12 protein-coding genes and 1 tRNA gene are annotated in these 12,785 nt (G+C 53.3%); 11 read left to right on the top strand and 2 right to left on the bottom strand.

Features of this window, described 5'->3' with window-relative positions; all coding sequences use genetic code 11:
- The first annotated feature begins 267 nt into the window (after positions 1 to 267).
- From AUR66_RS01800 to AUR66_RS01850, 11 genes are all read left to right on the top strand, one after another.
- Positions 268 to 534 carry a hypothetical protein gene (locus AUR66_RS01800; RefSeq protein ID WP_058570813.1) on the top strand — a complete coding sequence of 89 codons (267 nt, stop codon included), beginning with the start codon at positions 268 to 270 and terminating at the stop codon, positions 532 to 534.
- A 3-nt stretch (positions 535 to 537) separates the two neighbouring features.
- Positions 538 to 939: a PIN domain-containing protein gene (locus AUR66_RS01805; RefSeq protein ID WP_058570814.1), complete on the top strand. Its 402-nt coding sequence runs from the start codon at positions 538 to 540 to the stop codon at positions 937 to 939.
- A 366-nt stretch (positions 940 to 1,305) separates the two neighbouring features.
- The gene (locus tag AUR66_RS21630; RefSeq protein ID WP_082682097.1) at positions 1,306 to 1,821 is read left to right on the top strand and encodes a DUF7342 family protein; all 516 of its coding nucleotides are present in this window, start codon (positions 1,306 to 1,308) and stop codon (positions 1,819 to 1,821) included.
- 4 nt (positions 1,822 to 1,825) lie between these two features.
- Positions 1,826 to 2,266: a hypothetical protein gene (locus AUR66_RS01815; RefSeq protein WP_058570815.1), complete on the top strand. Its 441-nt coding sequence runs from the start codon at positions 1,826 to 1,828 to the stop codon at positions 2,264 to 2,266.
- 480 nt (positions 2,267 to 2,746) lie between these two features.
- A complete protein-coding gene (locus tag AUR66_RS01820) occupies positions 2,747 to 3,892 on the top strand; it encodes a Fic family protein (RefSeq protein WP_058570824.1) in 1,146 nt (381 codons plus the stop codon).
- A 277-nt stretch (positions 3,893 to 4,169) separates the two neighbouring features.
- On the top strand, positions 4,170 to 5,273 hold the full coding sequence (locus tag AUR66_RS01825) for a hypothetical protein (RefSeq protein WP_231727721.1): 1,104 nt from the start codon (positions 4,170 to 4,172) through the stop codon (positions 5,271 to 5,273).
- 297 nt (positions 5,274 to 5,570) lie between these two features.
- Positions 5,571 to 6,587, top strand: a complete 1,017-nt coding sequence (locus AUR66_RS01830; protein WP_058570817.1) for a tyrosine-type recombinase/integrase — start codon at positions 5,571 to 5,573, stop codon at positions 6,585 to 6,587.
- 87 nt (positions 6,588 to 6,674) lie between these two features.
- On the top strand, positions 6,675 to 6,911 hold the full coding sequence (locus AUR66_RS01835; RefSeq protein ID WP_058570818.1) for a hypothetical protein: 237 nt from the start codon (positions 6,675 to 6,677) through the stop codon (positions 6,909 to 6,911).
- A 369-nt stretch (positions 6,912 to 7,280) separates the two neighbouring features.
- Entirely contained in the window at positions 7,281 to 7,673 is a 393-nt protein-coding gene (locus AUR66_RS01840; protein WP_058570819.1) for a hypothetical protein, read from the top strand.
- A gap of 574 nt (positions 7,674 to 8,247) precedes the next feature.
- On the top strand, positions 8,248 to 9,345 hold the full coding sequence (locus tag AUR66_RS01845) for a hypothetical protein (RefSeq protein WP_157532963.1): 1,098 nt from the start codon (positions 8,248 to 8,250) through the stop codon (positions 9,343 to 9,345).
- A 311-nt stretch (positions 9,346 to 9,656) separates the two neighbouring features.
- Positions 9,657 to 10,682: an HNH endonuclease gene (locus AUR66_RS01850; RefSeq protein WP_058570821.1), complete on the top strand. Its 1,026-nt coding sequence runs from the start codon at positions 9,657 to 9,659 to the stop codon at positions 10,680 to 10,682.
- A gap of 235 nt (positions 10,683 to 10,917) precedes the next feature.
- Here AUR66_RS01850 and AUR66_RS01855 read toward each other — a convergent pair whose 3' ends face one another.
- Together AUR66_RS01855 and AUR66_RS01860 are read right to left on the bottom strand one after the other, a co-directional pair.
- Entirely contained in the window at positions 10,918 to 12,051 is a 1,134-nt protein-coding gene (locus AUR66_RS01855; RefSeq protein WP_058570822.1) for a homing endonuclease associated repeat-containing protein, read from the bottom strand.
- Between the two features lie 486 nt (positions 12,052 to 12,537).
- Positions 12,538 to 12,610: transfer RNA gene (locus AUR66_RS01860), tRNA-Arg, on the bottom strand.
- Between the last annotated feature and the right edge of the window lie 175 nt (positions 12,611 to 12,785).

The following is a 12,785-nucleotide window of genomic DNA, read 5'->3' on the forward strand; positions in this document are numbered from 1 at the left end:
CCGAAGCGGTGCTCAGTGAGTACGGGTACACACCCGAAGATATCGAGTACTTGCGCGACGTGGGCGCGATTTGAGGTGTTCGAATTCCGTCGGCGGAATGAGGTCGAACGGACCCGACGGAAATGCGTCATCGCGTGTAACGAATCCGTTTTAATCGGGGTGCAGTCTGACGATTTGCTGTGCAACGACCCAACTCGATAGCTGAGCGAGTGGGAGGATTGAACGAATAGCGGGAACGTTTTTGATTCTTCCCGTACTATGTGAACCATGTCGAAATCTACGGACGAACGAGGGCGAATCTATCTCCCGAAGGACGTCCGGTCACGGTTCGGCGAGCGTTATCGTATCGTCGAACTCCCGAGTCACGTCGCGCTCTTCCCTGTCGACGACGACCCACTGGAGGGACTTCGAGAGGCGGTCGGTGATGCCTTCGAGGAAACTGACACCGACGAACTCAAAGAGGAGGCGAGGAGCGCAATCTCCGAAGAAATCGAAGCCGAGGACCAAGAGCGTTCGGGGAATCGTGAGGCCTGATTCGTGTACGTCGAGACTGACTTCTTGATTGCGCTCGTGAAGAACGAAGACTGGTTGCGCGACTCGGCACTCGAAGCGCTCAAAGAACGCGACGACATTCACACGTCGATTCTGGCCTACGCGGAAGTTCTCGTTCTCTTCTACGACCGCGAGCAGTCCGAATACGACATCGACGCTCCACGAGCGATAGCGAACCTCCTCGAACTCGTTCCGATAACGCCGAAAGAACACGAGGATGCAGTTCTCGCGGCGGCGGCGTTCTTGGAAGAGTATCATCTGACACCGTTCGATGCACTTCACGCTGGGGTGATTGCGACGAGTGGCGAGGAAGTTCTCTCCGGCGAACAGGACTACGATACGGTTGGTCTCGACCGGATTCCGTTGGAACCGGACCGAGGGGAGTGAGAGTTCGCTATCGAGTGTACCGACGACCTCTCGTGTGTTTGAATCCACGAAACCGATAGCCAGCGGCGGCCCGTGTCACAGTGCATGACGGAATCGGTTCGGAGGAAGATCTGTGGTTTCGAAGGGTAGAGCGCTCACTCTTTGGTTCTGAAGCGTTCCAGAACTGTACGGACCCGACGGACTTTCGTGCGAGAGACGAACGGGGTCTAGATTTCAGGGGACTGAGGTTCTGCACAGGCCATTTTCAGCGTGGGTGGTAGCCAGCATTTTTGGACTCATTTTGTTCGCCAGACGAACGTTGTTCTTTGTCTCTACACATATTTCCAACCTAGTGGATATATGTTTCACCACCTCGTAGAGTCAAGCATGCCCGACGACCCCCGGAACGACCCTCGTGCTTCGATGACCCGAGGTGAGCGAATCCGTGCCGCCGCCCGGACGCTTCGAACACCTCGAACCGCGTCGTGGGTCGCAAACGAGACGGAAGTCTCTGTAAAGACGGCGCAGAAGTACCTCGACCAACTCGTCGAGGACAACGTCCTCCGCAAAATCGAGCAGGGCGACCAGACACTCTACTGCGTCGACCAGCTCATGGCGACCTACCGTGAGGTTGCGGCACTCCAGCGAGAGCACAGTCGCGAGGAGTTGACGAGTGCTCTCGATTCGTTGCGGAGCAAGATTACGGACTGGAAACAGTCGTACGGCGTCGAGACTCCCGGTGAACTTCGAGCGAGTATCGCCGACGTCGACGACACCGACGAAGTCGAGACGCGGCGAGACATTGCCAGCGAGTGGGAGCACCTCGTGGACCGCATCCCGGTCGTACGGGCAGCACTCAACGAGTACGATTGGGCGACCAAACGAGACTCCATCTCCGCGTGACCAAATGGGGTTATCAGGAACTATCGACAGTTCGGTCTACGAGGGACTGAAAGACGTCCTGCAGAGGCACCCTGCGGTCACGTCGGTTTCCTACGAACCGGATAGCATCGTCAAGAAGTTCATCCAAGCAGAGATTGACCCCGATCGCGTCGTGCCGACGACTGGGCCAGAGTCGCCGACGCTCGACGTCGAGTGGCGGTTCGTCAGAGATGAGTCACAATTTCGGATTCATTACGCAGACCCGAATACTGGGTTCAACTGCGGGTGGCACCGTGACGACGACCATCCCGAACTGGGGGCAGTTCATTTCCAGTATTATCTGCCAGATGAAGGAGAGATCTCCCACGAAGAAACGAAGTTCGAGAAGCAGATTCCGACAGAGATTCTGTGGACTGTTCTGGATAGATTGTTTCAGGAGCGGCTTCCCGAACTCACGATGGAATAGGTGTGAAGGGACGAACGAAAACACGGACTGTTCGTTCGTTGAATTGTCGAGAGGCTTTCTGGGAGCTCTATGGGCTGAATATGTGGTTTTAGAAAATGACGGACCCGACGGGAATGGGTCATAGACTGTGACGAATCTGTGTTAATCGGTGCGTTGTCTGGCGATTAGCGAAACAGAGAATCAAGTTCCGGAGCTACCTGAGACTGATTTCGACGCGCTCACGATTCTGTCTACAAATTCCGCTTCAATTCTGCCAAGCGACGAAGTCCTTGTTGTCGAACGTCTTCCTCTCCACTAGACAACAGGGACTCACGCATCGAATTTTGTTCAACCATTCAAATATATATTTCACAGGCCTTGGTCTCGATGACTACGATTCCAAATTCCACGGGTTGTTCTGTACATGCTGCGTTTCGCGCTTGGGCTTGTTCAATTGGTATATGAGTAGTTATACATGCTCTCGTCATGTACTGGTTAGAAATGCGGACGAAGAAGCTTCCAAAGGAGGCACCGGGGAAGTACGTCGACTACCATCCGCGTCCGTACTACTCACCAGACCCACTTCCTCCGGAGCCCCAAATCGAACTCCCCGCCGAGACACACGATCTCGTCGCCGACGCAGCCTACCAGATTGGTCGTGTTGATGGCATCAGTTCGACAGTCGATTTTGCTGCCGTCCTATACACGACACTCATCCGAATCGAAGCGGTCGAATCGGCTCGAATCGAGGGTGCAGAGGTCGACTATCAAGACGTCGCTGCGTTCCACACGAAGCACGAAGACAACGCCGATGCCGAACCGCAAAGCAAGGACTTGCGTGAAGCGCTGAACTACGAAGATGCGCTCCTGTACGGTATCGGGCACATCGAACGTGGTGAAGAAATCACGCTTGAATTGATTAAGCGTCTCCACGAGATGCTCCTCGACGGTGTGCGTAACGAGGGCGATGTCGTCGGAGAGTTCCGTGACCATATGGTCCGGCTCAACAGTCCGAACCCTGCGAAAGACCCATTTATTCCACCCTCGGCGTCGTCTCTCAGTCCCCTCATGGATTCGCTCGTCGAGTACGTAGGGATGGACAGCGACTACCACCCACTCGTCGACGCCGCTATCATCCACTACTTCTTCGAGACGGTTCACCCGTTTTCAGACGGGAACGGTCGCCTTGGCCGGCTCATCATCATCCTCTATCTGGTCGGTCAGGGCTACATCGAGAGTCCGTACATCTACCCGAGTGCCTACTTCAACCGGCACAAGGTCGAGTACGTCGAGAAGATGCGCGCCGTGAGCGAGCAGGGCGAGTGGGTCGAGTGGATCGACTTCTTCCTCGAAGCGCTCCGGTCGCAGGCCGAAGAGTCGTACGACCGCACGTGGGCGCTCAAAGAACTCCAGACGAAGTACGAGGCGGACTACCCTGGGGGTACGTCGACGGACAGGTTCGCCCGTAAATTACTCGAAATTCCGTACTTCACGGCGAACGACATCGTGCGAGAACTCGACGTATCCCGCGGGACGGCGTACAACGTCATCGAGAACCTCGAAGACGCCGGCCTCATCGAAGAAGTGACTGGGGCCGAGTGGGGTCAAGAGTACAAGGCGGTCGAAGTGTTCGACGTGTTCGAGTAGGTCGCTTCGGCGCGAAGGTTTAAGTCATAAACCGGGACCATCCCGGTTTATGCACCGTCGAACGTTCCTCACTTCGCTCGCACTCGCATCGACTGCTGGTTGTACGACGACGAAGCCTGACTCGGCTGTTGCATCGTCCGGGGAGGACACATCTCGTCCCTCTGGGACGACGACTGCGACGAGTGGACCTGTACAACGCTCGGTCGGAGAGTCGTACTCACGGTCCGATGGCGTCACCATTGTGGTTGCATCCGCTCGGTTCACCGGAGCAGCGCGGTTGGTCGACGGAACTACAATCAGCCCAGAACCCGGTAACGCTTTGATCTTAGCTGATGTCCGGGCAGCGAATACAGGCGAGTCGGTCGTCGACCTGCCTTCCCGCGACTCTCTGGCACTTATCACCGGTGGGAGCCAGTACCAACCTCTCAAACCGAAGGGGAAACCGGGCGGGGAACCGACGCTGTCGTTCCCGCTCGGTGGGGAACTTTACGAAACAGTCGAAGACGCGCATCCTAACGTCACCGCGCTGGGCTGGGTTTTCTTCGAGGTCCCGGCTGACTCGATGGATTTCCGTATTTCGCTCTCCGACTCACAGTCGTCGACTTTGGAAGCGTATTGGGAGGGACAGGTCGACCCGAGTTCGCTTCCAGACATGGAAATCACGTCCCTCGACGTTCCGGAAGAACACGTCAACGGTGAGCCAATACAGTTCTCGGTATCGGTGACGAACACAGGTGGGAGTGCCGGATTGTTCAACCAACGGTTCTCTGTCGTACGGAGCACGGAGCAGTACGCACAAGGTGGCACACTTGACACGACGATCGAGCCAGGAGAGACGGTGACAATTGAAAAAACACTTCCAGCGAAAGGAGTCCAAGACATAACAATCTCGGTGCCATCAGCGATCGAGAAAACGGTACGCGTCGTCCCCACGAAAGCACAGTTTGGAAGCTCGCATGAACTGCCGAACGGCGTCCAACTTCGGGTGAGTGAACCGATAGTCTGTGATACCGTTAGAGTCGACCAAGGAGGAGGAAGCTTCGAACACCGTTCAATCGACAGGCGCTCGTTCGCTGTCTTCGAGATAACTGCGTGGAACCCGACGGATTCGACCATCTCTGAATCTGTCACTGGTGGATTCGAAGTCGAAGCGAATGGGTACGTCGACTCGAATTCTCGAGAATATCCAGTTGGGTTGTTAGACCCGGTTGAGAAGCCGTTTTTCCGTGAGTGGTATGAACTTGCTCCCGAGGAAACGATGAACGGCGTCCTCTATTTCGATGTTCCGAAGAACACACAGGCTGACGAAGTGATTTTCCGAGCCAAATCCCCCGTGACTGAGCGTGCGAACAAGGTCTGTGAATGGAAGATAGGTGAATAACCCGGGCGTACAGGCCCGTTCGTCTTCGAAGAGTCGGGGTAGGGTATCTTGATGCGGTCCGGTTCGATAGGTATCGTTCCTTCTCGGCGAACGAAATCTACGCGGGTTCGTCATACTGGAACCTCAAGTCACCGCTGCCATGCGATTAGAAGAGAGACGGACCCGACGGGATTTGAACCCACTATCGGGCCTGACGGCCCGATAAGTCCCCGCTCGCGTTGCTCGCGGGGACGCACCATCTTGGTCCGGAACCACGCTCACCGGTCGTAACTCAGTCCGGGCGTTCGGAGAACCACAATGACCGAACGACTTGACCCAATTGAACCGTCCGAGGCGGTTAGAATGTACCTCGCTGAACGGAGTACCGAAGTGTCAGAAGCAACGCTGAAAGCCCACAAATCGCGTCTGAAGTACTTCCTTCGTTGGTGTAGTGAAGAAGACATAGACAACATGAACACCCTCACAGGACGGTCTCTCCACCGTTACAAGCTCTGGAGGCGCGACGACGGAGACCTCAAGCAGGTCTCTCTGAAGACTCAGATTGCAACTATCCGTGTCTTCATCCGGTTCTGTGAGTCGATTGACGCTGTTGAACCGGACCTTCACACCAAGGTCCTGTCTCCTTCGCTTGGAGACGCTGACGACCACCGTGACGTGATGCTTGATGCAGAGGACTCAGTGGCGATGTTGGACTTCCTCCGGCGATTCCACTACGCTTCATTCGACCATGTGTTGCTCAAACTGTTGTGGCACACGGGAATGAGAACCGGTAGTGTCCAAGCAATTGACGTCGAAGACTACGACCCTGAGAGTGAGTATCTGAAGGTCCAGCATCGGCCTGAGACGCCGCTGAAGAACAAGAAAAACGGAGAGCGACTCATTGCTCTCTCGGCGGATACCTGTGCTGTATTGGACGACTGGCTGGCCCACAATCGTCCTGACGTCGTCGACGATTCTGAGAGGGTACCATTGCTTGCTACGACCCATGGACGTCCCCACAAGACGACGATACGCGATGCAGTCTACCGGTGGACCCGACCTTGTCAGTATGGCGCTGAGTGCCCTCACGGACGCGACAGAGACGACTGTGAAGCGACTGATGACCAGAAAAAGACTGCCAGTAAGTGTCCCTCTTCGGTGTCCCCTCACGCTATTCGTCGGGGGTCAATCACCCACTTCCTGACCGAGGACGTCCCAGAAAAAGTGGTTAGTGACCGGATGAACGTCAGTCCCGACATCCTCGACAAACACTACGACCGTCGGTCAGAGGAAGTAAAGGTAGAGCAACGACGAGGATATCTGAAGAACCTGTAACTAATCTCCGTCAACCCCACTGCTGGTGTGGCTTGTATACCTCCCAACCACCTAACACTTTTCTGTGGCTAAACAAGTCAGTAGTCCATGGAATTTCCGAGTTACTGGGAGCTATTTCAGAATGTCTTAGTCGGGACTATTGCAGGGGTAATGGCGACTAATGTCCAGAAAGAGGGAACTCTATTCGTGATGGTGTCTGCGTTCCTATTCTGGGTTATCCTCGTTCTTGGCCTCCGAATCACTAAGCCTGCATTTGAATGGGCTGAGAATCACGATGACGACGAGGAAGATCGCCCATACGAAGATGTAATCTACGCTTCTTGAGCCCACCTCCGACAAACACTGTCTCCGTTAGTCAGGGGTTGTAAAGGTCGAACACGGAGAGGGTATCCGAAAAGAGTTGTATGTCACCGCTACCCTTCTGTGTCAATTGATGTTAGGTGAGCGGTAATTCTTTGAAACAAGAATGTGTCTGATTGGCTAATTATGCCGAAGTGGGTCTGTGCTAAGTGTGGCGCTCGTCACGAGTCGGATAATCCTCCTTGTCTGAAGTGTGGACACGACAAATTAGCTAGGTTAGAGGAAGAAGAGAAATCTACACAGATTGACGCCCCAGTCCACATAGAGTGGGAATGCACAGATTGTGGGGACAGGCACGTCCGTAACAATCCACCCTGCAATAGCTGTGGTGGAATGAATTTTGAGGCAGTCTATCTGAATGAAGCGAGTACTGATGAGCAAAAGACGACAGGGAAATCAAATTTTGAAGGGAGCGAATCATCCGCAGAACAAGGGGTATTAGCGAGTGCTGGTGACGTGCTTTTCAACAAATCTCTAACAAGACAGCTTATTGACCTCGAATTATTGCTCATCACCGGCTTCACATGGGTTTTCTTCCTCTTGACTGAACTTGTGTACCACCATTGGCGGCTGTCAAATGGTGTCCCCGAAAAAAGCCAGTACAGCTTTGATGGGGGTATAGGAGAGGGCTACATTACGAAAGGTGCAAAGGTACTGTTCTGGTCTCAGTTTGCAGTAGTGTTTATTGGTGTATTCTTACTGATTGTGAACGCCGCGCTTGGCTGAACCCTCAGAAAGAAAATTGATACTATGTACTTTTCACTACTGTTTGTCTGAACCTTCAGGCAGGTATTAGGTCTTCTGGACGTCGTTTTGGGCGTTTTAGTCGCCGTAGAGTATATATGTCATATTACGCATAGAGTATCTGTGCCAACACCTGACCACTACTCGACTATCCGCGCAAGCGAAGACACGGTCAAACGGGCTCGGGTCACGAAAACCAAGCTCAGTTTGACATGGACTCAGTTTCTCGAACAGGCCTCGACTGTCCTTGACCCTGAGCAGGGGGACAACTAACGACTCTGAAGACCGTGGGAAAGACCCCAGAAGGGGAGGTTGCTGGACCTCACCCCTTAATTGGTGCAATGGCGGTTAGAACTTGTGCCAACGTGGTCGGAACCCCGCTGTCTGACCCTTCAAAACCTTGATTCACAACAACGATTCTGACTGCATCGACGACAAGCAAAGCCACTCAACCATTCCGTGGGCGGGTGAGTCAGACGACTCCAAGACAGAGCCTGATCTGGACCAGATACAGTCTGCTATTACTACCAACCTTGGGAAAGAGTCGTGGGAAGTCATGGAAGTTCTTCTCTCGGCTCATGCGACTCACCTTATCCAAGGGCTCATGGCAGGAATGGGGATTATGATTGAGGGTCCATCTGGATGTGGTAAGACGACGATACTTCGGCCATTATTTGGTCTTGACGAACAGATCTACCGGTCTGACGACCTCACACCTGCGTCATTTGTGAGTGCGGACTCCTCCCGAACTGAGGAGGAATTAGCAGAGATCGACCTACTTCCTCGGCTCAAAGGTAAGACTCTCGTTGTCCCAGACATGGCAACATGGTTTAACGGACCAGAAGAACAGATTCGGGAGCGATACGGGACCTTTGCATCTGTCATGGATGGCGATGGATTCACTCGTGATTCTGGCTCACAAGGTGTCCGCGGCTACACCGGAGACTATCGATTCAACTTCATGGGGGCAACCACTCCAATTTCTCCCCGTGGGCACAGAGTCATGAGCCACGTAGGGAACCGTCTCCTCTTCGTGACAATGACCGATGAGACAGATGACGACAAGGCATTTGACTCCATCTTCAGTGGGCCGGAATACGGGGAACTTGTATCGCGGACACGTGAAGCAACTCACACCTACCTTCGGGGACTGTGGAAATATCATGGGGGAAGAGAAGCGGTCAATTGGGAATCTGACCCGTCAGACGATGCCATCGACGCATTGCGTTACTTGAGTCGACTCATCCAATATTCCCGTGCGCCGCTTAGAGAGGGTAGCCCTCAGCGTGAAAGCCTTAGGCGAGTAGGTACTATGCTCCGAAACCTTGCCCGAGGTCATGCCCTCCTTGACGGACGAACGCAGGTCCTGATGGAAGACATTGATGTATGTATACGAGTAGCCCTCTCAACTATGCCCGCTAACCGTAGGGGTGCAGTGAGAGCGTTGGTACATCCGGAGACCAGTTCGGCTGTGACGACTGCTGAAATTGCAGATTATGGTTCTATGAGCCGACCAACTGCCCGGAAACGAATGGAGGAACTGGAAGACCTCGGGCTTGGGACTGTAAAACAGGGCAAAGGAAAATCAATTTGTCCTGACTCTGATTTCGTCTGGCCGGGCAATCTCAATTTCCCACGGAGAGCCGCAGAGTGATCAAATTGGCCTGAAAAGGATGTTGCCCCCCTCTCACTGAACTGTCTGTAAGGACGACCTCTCACACACCTACTGTTTGACTCACTGCTAATGAGGCGCGACGGTCAACGTTTGTTTCACACCAACTGAGTTACATATCCCACACATATTCGACGGGTTCTCACCGGAACCCGAAACTCTCCGTCTAAACACACAGAATATTGTCCGTTCTCGGAGTGCGACGAAATCCTGAACCTGAAGACGGGTCATCTTGGTCAAGGTCTCAAATAGAGACAAAGTTACGTTGCCACCTTTCGCATTCCAACTGAAAGATGTCTGACGACCGGCGATTGACCACAGACCGATTCTACGGGGGTACAAGCAACCGTCTGGACATTCTGAAACGTTTCCTCTCGTTTCTCAACGAGAATCCAGTAAGCCGGTCAGAGGCCCAAGACTGGCTCTTATCCAATACACAGGCCCGAAGCAGGGACTCAATTAACCACCATCTTGGATTTCTTAATGCAACCGAATTAATCGACGTCACTGACGACACTGTCTCTCTTGGAAACTGGGGACGTCGGTACCTCTCCTCGCCTGAACCTCCAGTTCTCTATGAGTCCCTCCGGTCCAACGTGAAGGGGTTCGACACAATCATCCACCGGATGCAGGATGGACCTCTGACTGACGAGGACATCAAGGACCTACTCGTCTCGGAGTTTGCGGACATCAACATGGGTACTCCACAGGTTGCGGCGCGTCACCGCGAATGGCTTCAGGTTCTGGGATATGTTGAACGGTCAGACGGGGCAAACCGCCTTACTGCTGATGGTCACCAATTGGCCGAGTCCTTGGACGGTGATACTCCCCTCTCAGAGATCATAGAGTCCGATGTATCCGTCCCCAGAACCGATTCAGAGGATACCGTTGGACTGGATGACATCGAGTTGCCTGACGGTTCAGAGACCACCGAGAGGCGACCAACCACCCGTGATGATGTTGTCCGAAACGAAGAACTCGTCCGGAAGCTCAAGGCGCTCTACGACGACACCTGCCAGATTTGCGGTGACAGACGTCGCAAGGGACCGGACAATGGGTTCTCTCACGTTCACCACTTGATGCCCCTTGGAGAGCCACACAACGGTCCTGACGTCCCCGAGAATGTCCTTGTAGTCTGTCCAAACCACCATGAGGACTTCGAGAACGGAATGTTGAGTATTGACCCACAGACGCTCGAAGTAGACCACTTCTACGAGGACAGCGTTACTGGTCGGAAGGTGGATACCAAGAACAGCCATGAGATAGGCCCACAGTACGTCGCATACCACAACCAAGTGATAGCCCTCAACGAAGACTAGCCCGTCACTGACAGCATCTGAGGGCATATGAACCGAAACCCGAAACGGTTGACCAACCTCTACAGGATACCCGCGCTTTCAGTGCGGCACCACTCTGGCAATGTGAATTGGGGTGGGTCGGCTGTAGCAAACAAGTATATATACTTTATATATTATACTTCATTTCACTTCAGTAGATGTGTTGGAAATCTATGGATTTGATAGCCAGCGTATTGAGGTGATTTCTTTCAGTAGACTACTCCGATTCAACGAACGCGTGCTGTGTCAGCGGTTCAACTATCTGGTGGCAGTCTTGGCAGAGAGTGATTAAATTCTCCAAAAAGTTCGCGTCTTCAGGCACTCCAAACGTCTTCAATGGTTGAATATGGTGGACGTGGAGGCCAGTATCGAATTCCTTTCTGTGTTCGGTTTCTTTCATCCCGCACCGTTGACATCGATGTCGGTCTCGTTCGATAGTCTTCCTGCGCATCACCGACCAGTTCTCTCCGTATTCATCGGAGTTCCTGCCTTTGATTAGGCTGCCGCCTTGGTATCGACGCGGGAGACCAGCGTACTCTAATGCCTCACCCCACGTGCCGAATTTTTTCTTGAAGACATGGGCAGGGACATCTGACCGTTCGTCCATCTCGGACTCGTAGGGTGGTCGGTCAAGTTCCTCTGCCACTTTAAGTATCTCGTCAATCAGAGTTCCGGCAGGATAGACGTCGAAGCTCGCGTACGGTTTATTGTATGGATGTAACCCGGCATCGCTAATCGCATCGTCCCAATTCTCGACTACATGGATCAGATTTGTACTACTGTATTCGGTCTCTGCCGCCAGTTGCCGTATCGTGGGTGGGTGTCCGTGATTCTCTGCATACAAGGCGATTTTATCTACCACAGTAGAATATTGCAGCCCGTCTTTCCTGTTTGCTGTGCGAGGCAGGTTATCGTAACCGTCTTTCCTGTTTGCTGTACTAGGCTCGTATCCTGCCTCGAGGACGTATTGTGTCCAATTCCCAAACCGCCTAGCTACGGTTGACTTTGAAAAAGTGCCGTGTTGTTTGTATTCACGGCGTGACGGGACCCTACCTATGGTACGTACCACGCGATGCAAGTCGTCAAGGAGTTGTTCGTCAGTTATGATATTTCCGTTTGCTGTACGAGGCTCGTATCCAGCGTCAAGCACGTATTGCGACCAAGTCCCAAAGTGGTTAGCTACGGCTGACTTCGAAAAAGACCCCAATTGTATGTATTCGCGTCTTGACGGGACTTTACCCAAGATACGTACCACACGGTGTAAGTCATCGAGGAGTTGTTCGTCAGTTATGGCAACCCCTTTTCCGCCCGCATCAGACCGCACATAGTCAGTAATCCTCGGGTTATCCATGAGGCGTTCCTCCGGTGTTTCGTTCTATTTGTATGCAACAAATTAGGTAAATGTGCCGTTGGTAAGAAATAGGACTTCAGCAACCCTGCTGCCGAGATGTATTTTGAGGTCTCTAGGGCAAGTCGTCTTATACCCACTCCACGACCCTCTTTCCGGTATATGGATTAAAATTCGACTAGCTCCGGTAACCGACTCGCACCCTGTATTCAACTCGACTCCTGAAAATCACCATCGATTGAGTACTTCAACAATGCCATTTCAGTTGGAACTGGGTTTGTCAGGTGGTGTCAACGCCAGACACGCCAAGTGCAACGGTGAACATCCAATACTGCAAAATTATATGCATAGTCCATTCGTTGACTCTCCTTGAACGCCTGACTGCGTAGACGACCGCTACGCTACGTGTTGAAACCAATCGGCTCAGAACGGCTCTCAGGCCGTCAAATCGACCGCTGTCTGGTCAATGTGCGCCGAGACGTAACAGAACGGACCCGACGGGATTTGAACCCGCGACATCTTGGTCCGGAACCAAGCACTCTGTCCACTGAGCTACGGGCCCTCAGCGAACAGAGGTACACGACACCGACGTAAAACCATTGTGGAACCCACGACGGCGGTCGATTACGCACCAGTCGCGTCGGCGTCGATGACGCTCTCTTTCCACGTGCCGCGGGTGAACCACGCCGTCGCAGCGATGGCCCCGAGTATCTGTCCGACCGCCATACCGAGCCAGA

Source organism: Haloferax profundi, assembly GCF_001469865.1.
Lineage (GTDB): Archaea > Halobacteriota > Halobacteria > Halobacteriales > Haloferacaceae > Haloferax > Haloferax profundi.

Bases quoted from the DNA above. Each gene is read 5' to 3' on its own strand.
- AUR66_RS01800 (WP_058570813.1), top strand. From the start codon at position 268: ATGTCGAAATCTACGGACGAACGAGGGCGAATCTATCTCCCGAAGGAC.
- AUR66_RS21630 (WP_082682097.1), top strand. From the start codon at position 1,306: ATGCCCGACGACCCCCGGAACGACCCTCGTGCTTCGATGACCCGAGGT.
- AUR66_RS01815 (WP_058570815.1), top strand. From the start codon at position 1,826: ATGGGGTTATCAGGAACTATCGACAGTTCGGTCTACGAGGGACTGAAA.
- AUR66_RS01820 (WP_058570824.1), top strand. From the start codon at position 2,747: ATGCGGACGAAGAAGCTTCCAAAGGAGGCACCGGGGAAGTACGTCGAC.
- AUR66_RS01830 (WP_058570817.1), top strand. From the start codon at position 5,571: ATGACCGAACGACTTGACCCAATTGAACCGTCCGAGGCGGTTAGAATG.
- AUR66_RS01835 (WP_058570818.1), top strand. From the start codon at position 6,675: ATGGAATTTCCGAGTTACTGGGAGCTATTTCAGAATGTCTTAGTCGGG.
- AUR66_RS01840 (WP_058570819.1), top strand. From the start codon at position 7,281: ATGAATTTTGAGGCAGTCTATCTGAATGAAGCGAGTACTGATGAGCAA.
- AUR66_RS01845 (WP_157532963.1), top strand. From the start codon at position 8,248: ATGGAAGTTCTTCTCTCGGCTCATGCGACTCACCTTATCCAAGGGCTC.
- AUR66_RS01850 (WP_058570821.1), top strand. From the start codon at position 9,657: ATGTCTGACGACCGGCGATTGACCACAGACCGATTCTACGGGGGTACA.
- AUR66_RS01855 (WP_058570822.1), bottom strand. From the start codon at position 12,051: ATGGATAACCCGAGGATTACTGACTATGTGCGGTCTGATGCGGGCGGA.